This is a genomic window from Flexivirga sp. B27, from assembly GCF_052905685.1.
Genome location: NZ_JBPYUM010000005.1, coordinates 186,665 through 205,419, shown reverse-complemented (window position 1 = coordinate 205,419; position 18,755 = coordinate 186,665). Strand labels below are relative to the sequence as shown.

Below are 18,755 nucleotides of genomic sequence, written 5' to 3'. Positions count from 1 at the left end.
CCGATGCGCGGAACGCCGCGGATATCGATTCGTCCGGTCGAGCGGCCACCGATTAATCTGACCGGCATGACCGATCCCACCCTTGCCCTGACAACCCGCGTCCAGCAGGCCCTCGCCGAGGCCTTCGGACCGGAGTGGCGAGAGGTGGACCCGGTGATCCGTCCGGCCAACAAGCGCCAGACCGACGCCGACTTCCAGGCGAACGCCGCCATGGCGCTGGCCAAGCGGGTCGGCAAGCCGCCGCGGGAGATCGCACAGGCGATCGCGGACCAGATCGCCGCGGACGACGGGCTGATCGCGTCCGTCGAGATCGCCGGCCCGGGGTTCCTCAACCTCACCCTGCGCACCGACTGGGTCGCGGCTGCAGCCGGCCACCAGCTCGAGGACGACCGGCTCGGCATACCGATGCCGGAGCACCAGATCGTCGTCGTCGACTACTCCTCACCCAACGCCGCCAAGGAGATGCACGTCGGCCACCTGCGCACGACAGTCGTCGGCGACTCGCTGTCGCGGACCCTGGAGGCGCTCGGACACGACGTCATTCGGCAGAACCACCTGGGTGACTGGGGCACCGCGTTCGGGATGCTCATCGAGCACCTGCTCGAGGTCGGCGAGGACAGCGACGACGCCAAGCTGCTCGAGACCGACCCCAATGCGTTCTATCGGGCGGCGCGCGCGAAGTTCGACTCCGCAGACGGCACAAGCGATTTCGCGGTGCGCGCCCGCAAGCGGGTCGCGACGCTGCAGGGCGGCGACGCCGAGAGCAAGCAGCTGTGGGTCAAGATCATGGACTTCACCCGCGCCTACATCAACCGGGTCTATCGCGACCTCGGCATCACCCTGACCGACGACGACATCCGTGGTGAGTCGTCATACAACGACGAGCTCGGCGAAGTGTGTGACTCGTTGCAGGAGCAGGGGATTGCCGTTATCAGTGACGGTGCGTTGTGCGTCTTCCAGGACGAGTTCATCGGGCGCGACGACAAGCCGGTGCCGTTGATCATCCGTAAGTCCGACGGTGGATACGGTTACGCCACAACGGATCTGGCGACCGTCCGGCATCGGTCGCTGGACCTGCATGCGGACCGTGCGCTGTATGTCGTGGGAGCTCCCCAGAACCTGCACTTCCGGATGGTCTGGTCCGCCGCGGACAAGGCCGGCTGGATCAAGGGCACGGAGCCGATCCACGTGCAGATCGGCAACGTCGTCGGCAAGGATGGCAAGATCCTGCGCACGCGGTCCGGTGACCTGATCTCCTTGCAGTTCCTGGTGGATTCGGCGCTCGAACGGGCGGCCGAAGTCGTTGCCGAGTCCCGCGCGGACCTGCCGGAGGAGGAGCGCGCGACGATCGCGCATCAGGTCGGCATCGGTGCGATCAAGTACGCGGACCTGTCGGTCTCGCACGACTCCGGCTACACCTTCGACCTGGACAGAATGCTTGCCCTACAAGGCAATACGGGTCCCTACCTGCAGTACGCCACTGCGCGGATCCGGTCGATCCTGTCCCGTGCGGATGCAGTGCAGTTCGACGGACCCATCGTCCTGAGCGAGCCCGACGAGCGCGCGCTCGCGTTGCGGATGCTGGACTTCGGGCCGGTCGTCGCCGAGGTCGGCGAGACGCTCGAGCCGCACCGCCTGGCGGCATACCTCTATGACCTGGCGACGACGTTCACGGCGTTCTACGAGCACTGCCCGGTGCTCAAGGCCGAGGACGCCGCGGTCCGCGACAGCCGCCTCGCGCTGTGCGCCCTCACCCGCAAGGTGCTGGTCAAGGGACTCGACCTGCTCGGCATCGAGTCCCCCGACCAGATGTAGCCCACAAAGCTGGTCGAGTAGCCCCCGAAGCTGGTCGAGTAGCGGGGGAGCGAAAGCGGAGGAGCGTATCGAGACCAAGCTGCACTCGGTCTCGATACGCCCCTCGCACCTCACGGCACTCGACCAGCGTGTCAGGCGTGCGGGCCGCCGAAGATGTCGCCGATCAGCTTCTCCAGCAGCTTCAGCAGCACGTCACCGAGGCTGTCGGACTCGTGCTTCTCAGTCGGCTTCTTGTCCTTCTCGATGCTCGGCTTCGGGCCGGTGACCTGCTTACCGACCGGGTAGACCTTGCTGTCGCCCGGCAGCGGCATGCCCTGGCACACCGAGTCCTTGCTGATCAGTGCGCCGTTCAGCAGGAAGCCGTATGCCGCGTCGGTCACGCACTTGTTCTTGCTGCCGAGCACCGCACCGTGGTTGCCCTGGTTGTTGACCGTCAGCAGCACGGTGTTGTCGGCCTTGCGGTGGGCGGCGACCGCACCTTCGTATGGCGTCGCCGGGTCGACGGTGTTGTTGACCATCATGATCTTGGGCGACTTGGACAGGTCGACCTTGCTGTTGGTCGCCTTGTAGGGCCAGTAGGCGCACTTGTTCACGACCTGGCTGTAACCCAGCAGCGGATACTTCGGGCCGAGGTCGTGTGCTCGGTTGACGTAGTAGCCCTGGTCCTTCTTCCACGTCGTGTCGTTGCACGTGGTCGCCATGAAGGTGGTCGACTCCCGGTTGTCGGTGTAGCTGTCGGAGCCGTTGTTCAGCAGGCCGAATGCCTGGTAGAGCGCGATCTTGTCGCCGTCGCGTGCCTCGTCCAGATAGCCGAGGAACTTGGCGGCGGTCACCAGGCCCTTTGCCGAATACATCTGCTGGGCGAGCACATTGTCGACGACGTTGGCGGAGAAGAAGCCGAGGTCGCCATCCGCGGCCGCCTTGCGCACCCGGGTGTGTGTGGCCTCCACCTCGGCCTTGGTCGAGCCGATCCCGTATTCGTCGTCGTGTCGCGCCGCCCACGGCTCGAACTGCTGCGAGAAGCGCCGCTGGAAGCCCATCGGCTGGTAGCCGAAGCTCTTCTGGAAGGAACTGGTGAAGTCGGTGTTGCTGTCCAGGATGAAGCGACCCACGTGGTCGGGGAAGAGCGTCGCGTAGTGGGCCCCGAGCCAGGTCCCGGCCGAAACACCGTAGTAGTCAATGGTTTTCAGGCCGAGCAGCTGGCGCACCAGGTCGTGGTCGCGGGCGGTGTTGTCGGTGTTGATGTAGGGCAGGTAGTCACCGTGCTGCGCGACGCAGTCGTCGACCGACTTCTTCACCGCAGCCTGCAGTGTCTTGACGTCGCTGTCACTGAGTTGGTGGTTGTCGCGGACCTTGGCCTTGGGCTGCTCGCAGCTGACGGGTGTGCTCTCGCCGGTGCCGCGAGGATCCACACCCACGACGGTCTCGGTGCGCCCGAGCGGTGACATCGCGGCAACGATCGCCGAGAAGCGCGCTGCGGGTCCGCCGGGGCCGCCCGGGTTGGTGAAGACGACCCGGTCGGACTTGCCTTGTTGCTCCGGCTTCGTCCGGGTCACCATCAGTTTGATGTCGCCCTTGTCGGGGTGGGAGTAGTCCTTCGGAGCGGTGACCCGCGCGCACTCGGATCGTGTCGCGGCCTTCCCGAGCTCGCGCACCTCCTTGGGGCAGGTGTCGGCACTCCAGGTGAGCTCCTGCGAGGTGTATTTGTCGAGGTTCGCGTGCGTCGGCGAGAGGTCGCCGGCCGCGACGGCGGCACTGGCGGGTCCGGCGACGAGCGCGTCGCCACTAGCGGCGACCAGGACGGCCAGGGCGCTCACGGTGACGAGCTGCGGCAGGCGGCGCATGTGTGACTCCTTCGTTGTTGTCGCAGTGATGGACGCGACAACGGTGCTAGGTGGTTCCGAACCGTCTCGAAGTCCTGGCCGGCCACGGAAGCAAACACCGGAAGCAACCCCGAAGCAAACCCCCGAAGCGAACCCCGGCAACCCTGGAATATGCAACCAGTTCTCAGGCGCATGCGTCACACTGATCCCACGAGTACAACGCTCGGGGGCTGGAAGGACTGGGAGGGACCATGTCCGCAGACCCTGACACAACGCTCTATTTTGTGGTGGCAGGTCGCGTCGGCCGGTTGATCATCTGGCCGTGCACCAACCGCATGCCCCAGGACTGGCGGGTCGCCTTCGGCCCCGGCACGCGCACGCAGTGCGAGCAGTTCCTCGAGCGCCAGCAGCACCCCGCCGCCCACTGACCCGCACCCACCCATCGGCCAGTGACGGCTTCCTCACCGAGTGACGCCGTCATATGACCGTCACTCGACCGGCGAGCCGTCACTCGGCGGCGGGCAGCCCTCGTGTATGACGGTCACAACCGTCGTTTCGACAAGCTCAACGACCTCAGTTCGACAAGCTCAACGACCTCAGTTCGCGCCGTCCGGGAAACCCTGCGGGTTCTGCGACTGCCAGCGCCAGGTGTCGGCGCACATGTCGTCGATCGTGCGGGTCGCGTGCCAGCCGAGCTCCTGCTGCGCCCGGGTCGGGTCGGCCCAGTATGCCGCCAGGTCTCCCGCGCGCCGCGCGCCGATCTCGTGGGCGAGTGGATGCCCGACCGCGCGCTCGAAGGCGTGCAGCAACTGCAGCACCGAAGTGCCTTCTCCCGTGCCGAGATTGAACGCTCGGACGGGTTCGCTCATCGTCGGCAGGTGCTCCAGCGCGGCGACGTGTCCCGCGGCCAGGTCCATGACGTGGATGTAGTCGCGCTCGCAGGTGCCGTCCTCGGTGGGGTAGTCGTCGCCGAAGACCGTCAGCTTGTCGCGGCGGCCGACCGCGACCTGCGAGATGAACGGCATCAGATTGTTGGGGATGCCCTGCGGGTCCTCGCCGATCATGCCCGACGGGTGGGCGCCGACCGGGTTGAAGTAGCGCAGCAACGCGACTCGGAAACCATCGGTGATCGACGCGACGTCGGTCAGCACCCGCTCGATCATCACCTTCGTCCGGCCGTATGGCGACGAGGACGAAAGCGGCTCGTAATCCTCGTGATAGGGCACGGGCGCGTTGTCGCCATACACGGTCGCCGAGGAGGAGAAGACCAGCTTGTCGACCCCGTGCCGGGTCATTGCGCGCAGCAGCGAGAAGGTGCTGTCGAGGTTGTTGCGGTAGTAGTCCAGCGGTTTGGTGACGCTCTCGCCGACCGCCTTGAAGCCGGCGAAGTGGATAACCGCGTCGAACTTCTCCTGGCTGAAGAGGTGCTCGGTCTTGTCCGCGTCGGTCAGGTCGAAGGCGTGCAGCGGGATGGTCTTGCCGGACAACGCCTCCAGCCGGCCGAGCACCGTGGGCTTGCTGTTGGCGAAGTCGTCGACGATGACGACGTCGTGCCCACCGTCGAGCAGGGCGAGGACGGTGTGGGAGCCGATGTAACCGGCACCTCCGGAGACGAGTACGCGCATGGCACACCAGGTTACGGTGCAAGGATGGAGCGCGTGGTGAGCACCCTATGGACAGCGGAACACATTGCCCGCGTGGAGAAGCCGATGCTGACGACCCAACCGCGGGGCGGTTATGTCATGGCCGATGTGCAACGTCAGTTGGACCGGGTGGTCTCCCTGATGCGTGCACAGCAGCCCGTGCCCGCGATCGGGACGGTCGGGCTGCGCAGGGCGCGCTTCCGCGACGGCTACACGCCCGAGTCGGTGACCGCGCTCTTCGACAACATCGCCGAGTGGCAGCGGCAGCTCAACATCCAGCAGGAGACGCACGCCGCTGCTGCGTCCGATCAGCCGACCGACGACAGCGACCGGCTGAAGTGGAGTCGGCAACAGCAGGTCTGGGTCCGCGAGATCACCTTCGCCTCCACGCGATTCGGCCCGTCATACGAGACCGACCAGGTCGACGACTTCCTCGACAACGTGCTGCGTGCGATGGGCAACGGTGAGCCGCTGCCCAACATCGAAGCGGCGTCCTTCCACATGGCGCGCCCCGGTCGCGGTGGGTATGACGCCGCGGCGGTCGACCATTTCCTCGACCAGCTAGGACGCATCCGTCCTCTTTAGAGGTGGCCGAGCTTGTCGAGGTCACGTTTCGACAGGCTCAACGATCACGTATCGAGGCCTTCGAAGGTCCCTGAGGAGCCCGTGAGCAACGAGCGGGCGTCTCGAAGGGCCCGAGCGTGTTTGGCGGAGGTTTCGATACGGCCTCGGCTAGCGCCTCGGCCTACTCAACCACCTTGGGTGCCTCGGCCTACTCAACCACCTTGGCGCGTGGGCCTACTCAATCTTTGGGGCGGTTGTCGACGATGCGGCGGGCCTTGCCCACGGATCGCTCGATGCCACCGACCGGCACCACGACGATGCGCGCCGACGTGCCGATCTTGTCCTTGATGTCGCGAGCGAGGTCGGCCTCGCATTGCGCCCACCGCTCGCTCGGAAATCCTTCTGCCGCTTCGACATTCACCACCAGCTCGTCGAGACGCCCGGGTCGGCTGAGCACGCACTGGAAGTATGGCGAGAGCCCGTCATACGCCAGCGCGAGCTCCTCGATCTGGGTCGGGAAGACGTTGACTCCGCGGATGATCATCAGGTCGTCGCTGCGGCCGGTGATCTTGGCCATCCGGCGGAACGCCGGTCGCGCGGTGCCCGGCAGCAGCCGGGTCAGGTCGCGCGTGCGGTAGCGCAGGACCGGCATCGCCTGCTTGGTGAGGGAGGTGAAGACCAGCTCGCCCTCCTCACCGTCGGCGACCGGCTCACCCGTGATCGGATCGACGATCTCGGGCAGGAAGTGGTCCTCCCAGATCGTCGGCCCGTCCTTGGTCGCGGTGCACTCCATGGCAACACCGGGCCCCATGACCTCGGACAAGCCGTAGATGTCGACGGCGTCGATGCCGGCTCGCTCCTCGATCTCGGCGCGCATCACATCCGTCCATGGTTCGGCGCCGAAAACGCCTACCTGCAAAGGGAGTTCGCGTGGGTCGACGCCCTGTGCGGTCATCTCGTCCAGGATCGACAGGAAGTATGACGGCGTGACCATGATCGCCCGGGCACCGAAGTCGCGCAGCAGTTGCACCTGCTTGGCGGTCTGCCCTCCGGACATCGGCACGACGGTGCAGCCCAGCCGCTCGGCACCGTAGTGGGCGCCGAGTCCGCCGGTGAACAGGCCGTATCCGTAGGAGACCTGGCAGACGTCGCCGGGTCGGACACCGGCTGCTCGCAGCGACCGGGCCACCAGGTCGGCCCAGGTCTCGATGTCCTGCTGGGTGTAGCCCACGACGGTGGGCAGCCCGGTCGTGCCGCTGGAGGCGTGCACGCGCACGACCTCGGACCGCGGCACCGCGAACATCCCGAAGGGGTAGTTCTCCCGCAGGTCGGCCTTCGCAGTGAACGGCAGCAGCCGCACATCGGCGAGCTCCTTGATGTCACTCGGGTGAACACCGCCCGAGTCCAAGGCGTTTCGGTAGTGCGGCACATTTGCGTATGCGGAGGCGACAGTCTCCTGCAGGCGCGCCAACTGGTGCGACCGCAACTCGTCCACCGACCACTGCTCGGCGGCGTCCAACTCTGCACCCGTCATTTGATCCTCCTGGACCTGCCACGAAACTCTGCAACTACTGCACCGTCGGACTCCCGCCGGACGGTGACGTCTGTGATGCCGGACCGGCCGTAGGTCACTCGCTCGCTGGCTTCGGCCAGCAACACGTCGCCCAACCGACCTGCTGTGACGAAGGAGATCTCCCCACCGGACGCGACCGTGGTGTGTCCGCCGGCGTTGCAGGCCAGCGCGAAGGTCGAGTCCGCCAGCAGGAAGATGTGTCCGCCGTGCGCGATGTCGTGTCCGTTGACCTGGTGCTCACGCAACTGCATGCGAGTGCGGGCGTGGCCGCGCCCGTCGTCATACACACCGACGTCGAGCAACTCGATGTGCTGCGCGGCCGAGGCGCGGTCCTCCTGCCACATAGCCAGCACGTGATCGGTTCCTTCCATGACGACAGCCTGCCACCGCGATCAGCTCTGTGTGGCGGTTCTGGAGGAATTACTGACCAATCGATCAGTATTTGGACTCTCCGAAGTTCCTGCCGGGGACGGGCGGTGCCGATGGCATGCTGATTCCGGACCGCTATTCGTTAATCACCGCACGCCCGTGCACAATGCGTGGCGGTGCTGCAGGGGGCAGCACAGCATCCGCTTCGCTGCTGAACAGAGGGCATTCGTTGTGACCGAACCAGGCAAGCACCGCGTCTCCGCGGAAAGTCCGCTCGGCAAGATCGGCACGGCGGTGGCCGGTGTGGTCGCCGGCTTCCTGGTCGTGGGGCTGGTCGTGCTCATCGGGGTGAAGGTCTTCGGCGGCGGGGACGACAAGCCGTCGACCGCAGCGACGACGGCACAGTCGGCGACGTCGAGCATTCCCGACATACCCGTGCCAGACGTGCCGCAGTCGGTCATCGACAAGCTGCCGGTCGCCAACACCGACGGCAAGGTCGCCAAGGCGCCGATTGACCACAAGACCAACAGCGAGGGTATGGCGATCGAGGTCGACAAGAAGACGGTCGGTTTCGCCGAGGCCGGCAAGAAGCCGATCACCGTCATCCCGAAGTCGCAGATCGGCAGCACGACATGGCTGCCGGTGCTGCGCACCGAGCGCGGCTGGGCGCAGGTGCGTCTGCCGGCGCGACCGAACGGCGCGACGGCATGGATCCCGGAAGCCGGGCTGAACCGCGCCAAGACGAAGTGGGCGGTGCAGGTCAGCCTGTCCGACGACACGATCACCATCACCCACGACGGGCACTCCAAGGGCATTTGGCCGATCGGCAAGGGCAAGGACGACACCCCGACGCCGGTCGGCGAGACGTTCCTGCTGAGCGGCTTCGTCGACCCCGACCAGACGTTCTCGCCGGTCATCTACGCGCTCGGCTCGCACTCGGCGACCCTCGACTCGTTCGGCGGCGGCCCCGGCACCGTCGCGGTCCATGGCTGGCCCACGAAGAAGGGGCGCGAGGGCAAGGTCTCGCACGGGTGCATCCGGGTGCCCGATGCGGCGCTGAAGCTCTTCGCGAAACTGCCCACCGGCACGCCGGTCGACGTCACTGCCTGAGACATCACCGCAGCAATGTCGCCCGAAGCAGCTCTCAAATTCTGAGACGTGGTCTCAGTGCGCAACACGGTGACCCGGTTCACATATCTGATACTGGTAAGTAAGTTCCCAATTTTGTGATGTTCGGTACTGTGTTGCCCGCGCCACACCCGATCTTCGGTCCGTCACCTCATCCACAGACCACGATTCAGGGCACCAAATAACTGGGAGGAATTTTGATGAAGCGTCGTCATGTCGCGACAGGAGCTGTCGCGTTGACAACGGCCATCGCCATGGCAGGGGCGGGTGCCACGATGGCGCACGCTGCCGGCCCTGGCAACGACAGCGTCCGGCTGAGCAACTCGGGCGCGCTGTCGCACAGCGGAGCGCGCACCCTGGGTGCCGCCTCCAGCGCCACCAAGGTCGACCTGTCGATCGCAGTCCCGCTGCGTAACCAGGCACTCATGCAGTCGATGCTCGCCAAGGGCACCGTCATCTCGCCCGCGCAGTACAAGAAGCTGTTCGGCGCCTCACCGGCATCGCTGGCCAAGGTGTCCAAGTGGGCCAAGAGCCAGGGCATGAAGGTCGTCTCGAGCGACGCCGCCTCCGGCACCGTCAACGTCCAGGCGCCGGTCAGCCACGTCAACAAGGCCTTCTCGCTGAAGATGCAGCGCGTCGCCATCGGCTCGCGCACCGGTCTCGCGCCGAACAACGACCCGCAGCTGCCGCGTGAGCTCGGTGTCACCAGCATCGTCGGCCTCAACACCGTGAGCACCCTGCGGACCGGGCCGGTCAACAAGCTGCGCTCGCTGAAGTCGGCCAACTCCGGTAAGTCCGGGATGCAGAGCCAGCGTTCTGGCGTGCGCACCGGCGGCAGCCTCGGCAAGGCCGCCCCGGCTGCAACCGGCTCCAGCGACTGCTCCAGCTACTGGGGCGAGAACGTCCTGCCGACCGCGAAGGTCTTCCCCAACGAGTCCAACTTCATGTGCGGTTACAGCCCGCAGGAAGCAGTGAAGCTCTACAACGCGGGCAAGGCCTCAACCGCCAAGTCCAACATCGGCATCCTGCTCTGGTGCAATGACCCGCAGGCCAAGGCCAAGGTCAACGACCTGTCCAACAAGTTCGACTACCCGACGCTGGGTTCGTATGACGACCAGTCGGCGCCCGAGGACCCGGGGACCTGCAGCGACGGTGCCGCGTACGGCGAGCAGAACATGGACATCCAGACGTCGCACATCATGTCGCCGAAGGCCTCGATCAGTTACTACGGTGCCTCCAGCAACAGCTTCGACGACCTGCTGAGCATGTTCCAGAAGGCCGTCAAGCAGCACAAGGTGAGCACCCTCTCGATGTCCTTCAGCGCGCCGGAGTCTCAGACGCCGAAGAGCTTCATCGACCAGTTCGAGCGCACCGCGACACAAGCATCGATGACCGGCATCAGCGTGTTCGCCAGCAGTGGCGACATGGGTGACGAGAGCATCCCGGACGGCGGCACGACGCCGGTCAACGCCAAGGACGTTGCCTACCCGGCCAGCTCCCCGAACGTCACGGCGGTCGGTGGCACCGCGGTCGGCACCAAGCAGGACGGCAGCCGCATGTTCACCGTCGGTTGGTCCACCACCTGGTGGGCCCAGCCCGACGAGAGCAGCACCGAGGTCAGCCGGTACCCCTTCCCGCACAACGCCGTCGGCGCGGGTGGCGGCGTCAGCGGCAAGTTCGCTCAGCCCGCCTGGCAGAAGGGCAAGGTGACGGGTTCGACCACCAAGCGCACCCTGCCGGACGTCAGCGCCGTCGCCGACGTCATGACGCCGATCGCGCTCGAGTTCAACCTCGGCGAGGTCAGCGGCAGCGGTGGCACCAGCCAGTCCTCGCCGCTCGTCGCCTCGCTGGTCGCCAGCTCCAAGGCGCTCACGGGTCGGCAGATCGGCAACGCGGCGCCCTACTTCTACAAGCTCGGCGCCTCGGACATCATGGACGTCAAGCCGGTCAAGGCGGGCACCTACGGTGGACCGATCACTCGGGCCGACAACGGTGACCTCGTGCTGGAGGGTCTGGCTCAGCCGGCCGACTCGCTGCGCGTGACGTCCGGTTGGGACAACGTGACCGGCGTCGGCGAGCCGACCGGCAACTTCCTGACCAACTTCGGCAAGTGACATCGGCCAGAAGCCAAGCGTGATCGGTGGTGCGGGTTCGTGCCCAACGGGCGCGGACCCGCACCACCGCCCAAACTTTTTCCAGATAAAGGGGAGCAAGACCATGAAACGCAACACTGCGTTGTTCGGGGCTTCGTTGGTGGCCGGTGTGGCTGCTGCATCGGGGCTGATCATGACCAGCAATGCCAGCTCGGCAGCACCCGGCGACACGTTCGGAGTCGTCTGGCACAACACGGTCGACGACTCTGGAAGCAACGGCGCATGGGTGACCGGCGCCTACGGCAATGACATGTCGTTCTCCGGTAGCGCGAGCGCCGGCAAGGGCACCTTCCAGCTGTCGGCCTTCCCGGACGCACCGACGGTGACTGTGTCGGTCGCGTGTGATGGCGCGGACCCGGTGACCACCGTTACCGGTGGCGGTGCTGCCGGCACCTACGCGGCCGGTAAGTCCGTTCCGCTCAACGAATTCAGCGGTGTCGAGTACGTGATCGGCACGGTCACCTTCGGCTCGAAGACGATCGGCGACCACTCCGTCGGTGCTTACATCGCAATGGGCGGCGGACTCGGAGACAGCTACGTCGCGCTGACCGGCATCGACTGCGAGGCTGCGCCGACGTCGTCGTCCACGACGCCGTCCTCGTCTTCCAGCACGACGCCGTCCTCGTCCTCGAGCACGACGCCGTCCTCGAGCACCACCAACCCGCCGTCCTCGAGCACGACGAACCCGCCGAGCTCCTCGACAACGGCACCGCCGAGCTCCTCGACAACGGCACCGCCGAGCTCGACCACGACCAACCCGCCGACGGAGCCGCCGACGACGACGCCGCCTCCCACCACGGAGCCGCCGACGCCGACGCCGACGACCACGAAGCTGCCGGTCACCGGCTGATCCGGTCTTCGAGCACGACGCGACTGTGCCCCCGAGCGCCATACGGTGCTCGGGGGCACAGTGCGTTGTCGTGAAAGGCTGGTGGGTATGACGCAGGCTCCACATCACGCACCGGTCCTCGGCGACGGGCACGAGATGCGCCGCATGGTCGCCGGGTCCGTGCCGGAGCCGGAGGGCGACGTGCCGGGCTGGGTGGTCGATGACCGGGTCCACGCGTTCGCCATCGACGACGTGGACCTGGATGGGGACCGGGATGGAGACCAGCACGCCGGGCTCGTCGCGCTGCGGCTGCCCGAGCGCGACGGCGAGGCAGCCCAGCTCGCCTGGCAGCTGGACCCGGCGTCGCGTGGCAAGGGCCTTGCCGCAGGCGCGCTGCGGGCGGTGATCGCCCACGCCTTCGCCGACCTCGGGCTGCACCGCGTCGAGGCGTATGTCGCCCGCCCCAACCGCCCTGCGCTGCGGACAGCCGCGCAGGCGGGGCTGCGCGCCGAAGGAGTGCTACGTGACTACCGCGACGGGGTCGACGCGCTCGTGCTCGGGCGCCTGGCGACCGATCCGGAGCCGGGCACCCGCGACGCGTTCACCGCCTGGCTGAACAGCTCGCTGCCCACCAAACGCGCCATCGCGCAGGCGCTGATCCGTGACGAGTCCGGCCGGTTGCTGGTGTGCGAGCTGGTCTACAAGAAGCCGTGGGATCTGCCCGGCGGCGTGGTCGACCCGCTGGAGTCACCGGCCGACGCGGTGCTGCGAGAGCTGCACGAGGAGCTGGGAGTCACCGGACAGGTTCGATCGCTGGCTGCCGTCAGCTGGCTGCCGGCCTGGCGGGGCTGGGACGACGCGACGCTGTTCGTCTTCGAGGTCAGCGTGCCGGCGGCGGAGCTCGGCGCCATACGACTGGAGACGCGGGAGATCCGCGCAGTGCACTGGTGCGACGACACGGAACTCGCTGAGCATGCGGCTGATTACACGGTCCGCGTCGCCCGGGCGGCGCTGGCCGCGCTCGACGCCGGAGAAGGCACGGTCTACCTGGAGGACGGCCGCCCGCCCGACTGGCCGCGTCCCTAACCTTCGACGGTCGAGCTTTAGGCCCGCTCAGTGCTGTTCGAGGTTGTCGGGCAGCAGGATGTTGATCAGCATGCTGATGAACGACACGACGAGCGCGCCGAGGATCGCGGTCCAGAAGAAGTCGTCGATGTGGAAAGCCAGGCCGAGCGGGTCGGACAGCCACGACAGGATCTGCAGCATGAATGCGTTGACGACGAAGGTGAAGAGTCCGAGCGTCAGGAAGATCAGCGGGAACGACAGGAAGTGTGCGATCGGCTTCACGATGGCATTGATGACGCCGAAGACCGCCGCGACGATGATGATCGTCAGCACCTTGGAACCCGTCGTCGTGCTGTCCTGAGCCAGCGTGATGCCTGGCACGACGATGGCGGCGATCCACAGCGCGACGGCATTGATACCGGTCTTGATCAGGAAGTTCTTCATGGCACCAGCTTGGCACGCCTCGGACCCAACACCGCCTGAACGCGCCAACGCCGCCTGGTCCTAAGCTGCGGAAGTATGACTGACGCCACATCGGGGACTGTCCGACTGCGAGCGACCCTCGAGTCCATCCCCCGTTACGTCGCGGGCAAGCCGGCAACCGAGCAGCCTGGGCGGACGACATACAAGATCAGCAGCAACGAGAACCCTTACCCGCCACTGCCGTCCGTGCTCGAGGTCGTCCGGGAGGCGATGCAGAGCATGAACCGCTACCCCGACATGGGGACGGTCGCGTTGCGGGAGGCCATCGCGAAGCACTTCGAGGTGCAACCGGACGAAGTCGCGACCGGCACCGGCAGTGTCGGCCTGCTCGGCACACTGCTGCAGATCACCAGCGGTCCGGGCGACGAGGTCGTCTATGCGTGGCGCTCGTTCGAGGCCTACCCGATCGTGATCGGGCTCTCCGGCGCGACCGGCGTCCAGGTGCCGCTGACCAGCGACGCGCGGCACGACCTGGACGCGATGGCCGACGCGATCACCGACCGCACCCGGCTGGTCATCGTCTGCTCGCCCAACAACCCGACCGGCCCGGCGGTGCACGCCGACGAGTTGGAGCGCTTCCTCGACCGGGTGCCGTCCGACGTGCTGGTGGTGCTCGACGAGGCCTACCTGGAGTTCAACCGCGACGACGATGCCCCCGACGCCTTGTCCGTATGGCGCCCGCGCCCGAATGTCGCTGTGCTGCGGACGTTTTCGAAGGCCTACGGGCTGGCCGGGTTGCGTGTCGGCTATTGCATCGCGCACGAGCAGGTCGCGTCGGCGCTGCGCACGGCGGCGGTGCCGTTCGGCGTCTCGCACGTCGCGCAGCAGGCCGCGATCGCGAGCCTGGCGGCATACGACGAGCTCGACGAGCGGGTGCGGGAGTTGGTCGCCGAGCGCGACCGGTTGCTGATCGGATTGCGCGATCTCGGCTACGCGGTCCCCGACACCCAGGCGAATTTCGTCTGGCTGCCGCTCGGTGACCGGACGCTGGACTTCGCCGCCGCGGCGGAGGCTGCGGGCGTGGTGGTGCGGCCGTTCGCGGGCGACGGGGTGCGCTGCAGCGTCGGTGAAGTCGAGGCGACCGATCGGTTGCTGCAGGTGGCGGCCGATTTCGCGACGAATGCTGGTTGAGTAGCGACGACAAGGTGGTTGAGTAGCGGGGGAGCGTATCGAAACCGCGACAACAAGGTGGTTGAGTAGCGGGGGAGCGAAGCGGAGGAGCGTATCGAAACCGGGGAGGTCGGTCTCGATACGTCGCTCGCCTAGCGGCTCGCTCCTACTCGACCAGCTTGGGCAGGCTCGCTCCTACTCGACCAGCGTGGGCAGGCTCGCTCCTACTCGACCAGCTTGGGCAGGCGCGCTCCTACTCGACCAGCTTGGGCAGGCTCGCTCCTACTCGACCAGCTTGTCTACTCGTGGGTAGCGCTCCGGATTCGGCGAGCGCAAAGTCCGCGGGTACCCTTCCGGCGTAAGGCAAATGTGAGCCGCGTCATACCTCTCGGACACCGATTTTCGGCACGTTCCCCGCAGGTATGCCGCCACGGCTCGGCGCCCCACCGGTGACCCCGGGGGCGCACGACACGTCGCGACACACCCACGTCGCGGCCGCCCGAGAAGGAGAAGCCATGCCCGACGACGCGATGGATTCGGCTCCGGTCACGCCGGGTCCGGTCAGACATCACGAGACGGTGGTGACAGGACCGATGGAGCACGACATCACCGATGGCGGGCCCGACATGGTGCAGTTCGTGGACGGTGATGGCAACCGCCTCCCGACGTGCCCCGCGAACGCCGACTACGCCCAGATCGTCGAGGACATGACGGGCGAGGACGGCCGGTCGATGTACCGCGATCTGGTGCTGGTGCGCCGGATCGACGCGGAGGGTCACGCACTGCAGCGCCAGGGCGAGCTGGGCCTCTGGCCGTCGCTGCTGGGCCAGGAAGCCGCACAGGTCGGCGCGGGCCGCGCGATGCGTCCGCAGGACTACGCCTTCCCGGGCTACCGCGAGCACGGTGTCGCGTGGTGCAAGGGTGTGCCGCCGGAGAACCTGCTCGGTCTCTTCCGCGGGGTCAACCACGGCGGTTGGGACAGCAACGAGAACAACTTCCACCTCTACACGATCGTGATCGGCAACCAGATGCTGCACGCGACCGGCTACGCGATGGGTGTCCAGCGTGACGGCGCGGTCGGCACCGGCGACCCGGACCGCGACGCAGCGGTGATGGCGTTCACCGGTGACGGCGGCACGGCGCAGGGTGACTTCAACGAGGCACTCGTCTTCGCCGGCGTCGCGAACGCGCCGATGGTGTTCTTCGTCCAGAACAACCAGTGGGCGATCAGCGAGCCCAACTACAAGCAGTTCCGCATCCCGCCATACCAGCGTGCGCGCGGCTTCGGCTTCCCCGGCGTCCGCGTCGACGGCAACGACGTGCTCGCCGTGTATGCCGTCACGAAGGCCGCGATGGACGCTGCCCGCGCGGGCCAGGGCCCGACCCTGATCGAGGCGTTCACCTACCGGATGGGCGCGCACACGACGTCGGACGACCCGACCAAATACCGCATCGCGGCCGAGGTCGACATCTGGCGCGAGAAAGACCCGATCGCCCGCATGCGCGGCTTCCTGGCCAGCAAGGGCCACGCCGACGACGCGTTCTTCGACGCCGTCGACAAGGAGGCCGACGAGCTGGCCGCGCGCATTCGCAAGGCCTGCCAGGAGATGCCCAACCCGCCGAAGCCGGCGATGTTCGACGACATCTATGTCGACCCGCACCCGGTGGTGGAGCGCGAGAAGGCGGAGTTCATCGCTTACCAAGAGTCCTTCGCGGCGGAGGGGAGCAACTGATGACTGCTCAAAAGCTGTCGCTGGCAAAGGGATTGAACGCTGGCATGCGCAAGGCCATGGAGGACGACCCGAAGGTCGTGCTCATGGGTGAGGACGTCGGCAAGCTCGGCGGAGTCTTCCGCATCACCGAGGGTCTGCAGAAGGACTTCGGTGAGGACCGCGTCATCGACACGCCGCTGGCCGAGTCCGGCATCGTCGGCACCGCGATCGGCCTGGCGCTGCGCGGCTACCGCCCGGTGGTGGAGATCCAGTTCGACGGGTTCATCTACCCGGCGTTCGACCAGATCGTCAGCCAGGTCGCCAAGATGCACGCTCGGTCGCTCGGGCATCTGAAGCTGCCGATGGTCATCCGTGTGCCCTTCGGTGGTGGCATAGGCGCCGTCGAGCACCACTCGGAGTCCAACGAGGCCTACTTCGCGCACACCGCCGGCCTCCGGACCGTCACCTGCGCCGACCCGGCGGACGCCTACTGGATGATCCAGCAGGCGATCGCGTCCGACGACCCGGTGATGTTCTACGAGCCGAAGCGCCGCTACCACGAGCGGGCCGAGGTCGAGCTGGACGAGTCGGCCGGTGCGCCGCTGCCGCTGCACAGCGCGCGGGTGGCCCGTCCCGGCGAAGACGTGACCGTGCTGGCCTACGGCCCGATGGTCAAGACCTGTCTCGACGCCGCGGGTGCGGCTCAGGGCGAGGGCAAATCGCTGGAAGTCATTGACCTGCGGTCACTTTCGCCGCTCGACACCGAGACGATCTTCGCGTCGGTGAAGAAGACCGGGCGGTGCGTCGTGGTGCACGAGGCGTCGACCTTCCTGGGCATGGGTGCGGAGTTGGCCGCGCAAGTGCAGCGTGAATGCTTCTACTCGTTGGAGGCACCGGTCATGCGCGTCGGCGGATACAACATCCCCTACCCGCCCTCGCGTTACGAGGAGGACTTCCTGCCCGACCTGGACCGGATCCTCGACAGCGTCGACCAAGCGCTCAGCTTCTAAGGAGTTCACAAAACATGGGCGTGAAGCAGTTCAACCTGCCCGACCCGGGCGAGGGTCTGGTCGAGGCCGACATCGTCACCTGGAAGATCAAGGCCGGCGACAGTGTCAAGGTCAACGACGTCGTCGTCGAGATCGAGACCGCCAAGTCGCTCGTCGAGTTGCCGATCCCGTGGGAGGGCACCGTCGTCGAGTTGCTCGTCGCGGAGGGCGCCACCGTCGAGGTCGGTGCGCCGATCGTGTCGATCGACGTGGCGGGCGCCGAGGATGACGCTCCAGCACCCGCGGCGCCGGAACCCGCTGCCGCAGCAGAGGATTCGGGCGAGGATCGGGTGGCCAACTTGGTGGGCTACGGGTCGGTGGCCGGTGCCACCAAGCGCCGGGCACGCCGGGCATTCGAGGGTGTGCACGGCCCTGGCAGTCAGGGTGACCCGCTGCCCGCACCGGACCTCCACCAGCACGTGGTGACCGACGCGGTGCCGAGCGCGCCCACCCCGAGAGAGGACGCCCCGGCGCCCACGCGGTCCCGCAACGGCGCAAGCGCCCCGGCGCGCTCCGGTGGCAAGGCGCTGGCCAAGCCGCCGGTCCGGAAGTTCGCCAAGGACAACGGGATCGACCTGTCACTGGTGCAGCCGACCCGGGACGACGGAGTGATCAGCCGGGCCGATGTCGAGGCCTTCATCGCGGGTGGTGGCAACGCTGCCGCGGCCACCGGACCGGCGGGAGCCGTTGCGGCATACGACGGGGCACGCGAGACGCGTGTGCCGGTCAAGGGTGTCCGCAAGATGACCGCGCACGCGATGGTCGGGTCGGCGTTCACCGCGCCGCACGTGACCGAGTTCGTGACGATCGACATGACCCGCACCATGGAGTTGGTCGAGCGGCTGAAGTCCGACCGCGACTTCCGCGACGTCAAGGTGACGCCGCTGCTCGTGCTCGCGAAGGCGCTTCTCGTTGCGATCAAACGCAATCCGGGTGTCAACGCGACCTGGGACGATGCGGCGCAGGAGATCGTGCTCAAGCACTACGTCAACCTCGGCATCGCCGCGGCGACGCCGCGCGGACTGGTCGTCCCCAACATCAAGGACGCCGACCGTATGTCGATGCGGGAGCTCGGCGAAGCGCTCGGTGCGCTGGTCGGCACGGCCCGTGAGGGTCGCACCCCTCCGGCGGACATGGCCGGCGGCACGATCACCATCACCAACGTCGGCGTATTCGGCGTCGACACCGGCACCCCGATCATCAACCCCGGCGAGTCGGCGATCCTGTGCTTCGGTCAGGTCCGCAAGATGCCGTGGGTCATCACCGACGAGCACGGCGTCGACCAGATCGTGCCGCGCCAGGTGACGCAGCTGGGGCTTTCCTTCGACCACCGGCTGATCGACGGCGATCTGGGCTCGCGGTTCCTTGCCGACATCGCGGCGCTGCTGGAGGACCCGGCGAAGGCGCTGGTCTGGGGCTGAGTGACTGTCACTGTCGAA

The 18,755-nt window shown here is 67.0% G+C and carries 16 protein-coding genes; 11 read left to right on the top strand and 5 right to left on the bottom strand.

Annotated elements, in window-relative coordinates; translation table 11 throughout:
• Window positions 1-66 precede the first annotated feature (66 nt).
• Complete coding sequence (argS, locus tag ACSZL9_RS17745; protein WP_446666846.1) at window positions 67-1,815, top strand: arginine--tRNA ligase; 1,749 nt, start codon at window positions 67-69, stop codon at window positions 1,813-1,815.
• A 131-nt stretch (window positions 1,816-1,946) separates the two neighbouring features.
• On the opposite strand, the gene ACSZL9_RS17740 is transcribed toward argS, so the two are convergent.
• A complete protein-coding gene (locus tag ACSZL9_RS17740; protein WP_446666845.1) occupies window positions 1,947-3,659 on the bottom strand; it encodes an alpha/beta hydrolase in 1,713 nt (570 codons plus the stop codon).
• Between the two features lie 230 nt (window positions 3,660-3,889).
• Here ACSZL9_RS17740 and ACSZL9_RS17735 point away from each other — a divergent pair, with 230 nt between their 5' ends.
• Window positions 3,890-4,066: an MbtH family NRPS accessory protein gene (locus ACSZL9_RS17735; RefSeq protein WP_446666844.1), complete on the top strand. Its 177-nt coding sequence runs from the start codon at window positions 3,890-3,892 to the stop codon at window positions 4,064-4,066.
• A 168-nt stretch (window positions 4,067-4,234) separates the two neighbouring features.
• Here ACSZL9_RS17735 and galE read toward each other — a convergent pair whose 3' ends face one another.
• Window positions 4,235-5,263, bottom strand: coding sequence for a UDP-glucose 4-epimerase GalE (gene galE / locus ACSZL9_RS17730; RefSeq protein WP_446666843.1), 1,029 nt, complete (start codon window positions 5,261-5,263; stop codon window positions 4,235-4,237).
• A gap of 36 nt (window positions 5,264-5,299) precedes the next feature.
• Between galE and ACSZL9_RS17725 the strand changes: the two genes are divergently transcribed.
• The gene (locus ACSZL9_RS17725; RefSeq protein WP_446666842.1) at window positions 5,300-5,866 is read left to right on the top strand and encodes a hypothetical protein; all 567 of its coding nucleotides are present in this window, start codon (window positions 5,300-5,302) and stop codon (window positions 5,864-5,866) included.
• 217 nt (window positions 5,867-6,083) lie between these two features.
• On the opposite strand, the gene ACSZL9_RS17720 is transcribed toward ACSZL9_RS17725, so the two are convergent.
• Together ACSZL9_RS17720 and paaI are read right to left on the bottom strand one after the other, a co-directional pair.
• Window positions 6,084-7,379 carry an AMP-binding protein gene (locus ACSZL9_RS17720; protein ID WP_446666841.1) on the bottom strand — a complete coding sequence of 432 codons (1,296 nt, stop codon included), beginning with the start codon at window positions 7,377-7,379 and terminating at the stop codon, window positions 6,084-6,086.
• A complete protein-coding gene (paaI, locus tag ACSZL9_RS17715) occupies window positions 7,376-7,789 on the bottom strand; it encodes a hydroxyphenylacetyl-CoA thioesterase PaaI (protein ID WP_446666840.1) in 414 nt (137 codons plus the stop codon). Before paaI ends, ACSZL9_RS17720 begins: the two co-directional genes overlap by 4 nt.
• 229 nt (window positions 7,790-8,018) lie before the next feature.
• Between paaI and ACSZL9_RS17710 the strand changes: the two genes are divergently transcribed.
• The 4 genes from ACSZL9_RS17710 to ACSZL9_RS17695 all read left to right on the top strand — a co-directional run bounded on the left by ACSZL9_RS17710 (window position 8,019) and on the right by ACSZL9_RS17695 (window position 12,983).
• Window positions 8,019-8,897: a L,D-transpeptidase gene (locus ACSZL9_RS17710; RefSeq protein ID WP_446666839.1), complete on the top strand. Its 879-nt coding sequence runs from the start codon at window positions 8,019-8,021 to the stop codon at window positions 8,895-8,897.
• 218 nt (window positions 8,898-9,115) lie between these two features.
• Window positions 9,116-11,029, top strand: coding sequence for a S53 family peptidase (locus tag ACSZL9_RS17705; RefSeq protein WP_446666838.1), 1,914 nt, complete (start codon window positions 9,116-9,118; stop codon window positions 11,027-11,029).
• 103 nt (window positions 11,030-11,132) lie between these two features.
• Window positions 11,133-11,918, top strand: a complete 786-nt coding sequence (locus ACSZL9_RS17700; protein WP_446666837.1) for a hypothetical protein — start codon at window positions 11,133-11,135, stop codon at window positions 11,916-11,918.
• Between the two features lie 87 nt (window positions 11,919-12,005).
• Complete coding sequence (locus ACSZL9_RS17695) at window positions 12,006-12,983, top strand: NUDIX hydrolase (protein WP_446666836.1); 978 nt, start codon at window positions 12,006-12,008, stop codon at window positions 12,981-12,983.
• 27 nt (window positions 12,984-13,010) lie between these two features.
• Here the strand turns inward: ACSZL9_RS17695 and ACSZL9_RS17690 are convergent, their stop codons facing one another.
• On the bottom strand, window positions 13,011-13,406 hold the full coding sequence (locus ACSZL9_RS17690) for a phage holin family protein (RefSeq protein WP_446666835.1): 396 nt from the start codon (window positions 13,404-13,406) through the stop codon (window positions 13,011-13,013).
• Window positions 13,407-13,481: 75 nt separating this feature from the next.
• Here ACSZL9_RS17690 and hisC point away from each other — a divergent pair, with 75 nt between their 5' ends.
• From hisC to ACSZL9_RS17670, 4 genes are all read left to right on the top strand, one after another.
• Window positions 13,482-14,576, top strand: coding sequence for a histidinol-phosphate transaminase (gene hisC, locus ACSZL9_RS17685; RefSeq protein WP_446666834.1), 1,095 nt, complete (start codon window positions 13,482-13,484; stop codon window positions 14,574-14,576).
• 494 nt (window positions 14,577-15,070) lie between these two features.
• Entirely contained in the window at window positions 15,071-16,288 is a 1,218-nt protein-coding gene (gene pdhA / locus ACSZL9_RS17680) for a pyruvate dehydrogenase (acetyl-transferring) E1 component subunit alpha (RefSeq protein ID WP_446666833.1), read from the top strand.
• Window positions 16,288-17,277 carry an alpha-ketoacid dehydrogenase subunit beta gene (locus ACSZL9_RS17675; protein ID WP_446666832.1) on the top strand — a complete coding sequence of 330 codons (990 nt, stop codon included), beginning with the start codon at window positions 16,288-16,290 and terminating at the stop codon, window positions 17,275-17,277. Before pdhA ends, ACSZL9_RS17675 begins: the two co-directional genes overlap by 1 nt.
• A 14-nt stretch (window positions 17,278-17,291) precedes the next feature.
• Complete coding sequence (locus tag ACSZL9_RS17670) at window positions 17,292-18,737, top strand: dihydrolipoamide acetyltransferase family protein (protein WP_446666831.1); 1,446 nt, start codon at window positions 17,292-17,294, stop codon at window positions 18,735-18,737.
• The last annotated feature ends 18 nt before the right edge of the window (window positions 18,738-18,755 follow it).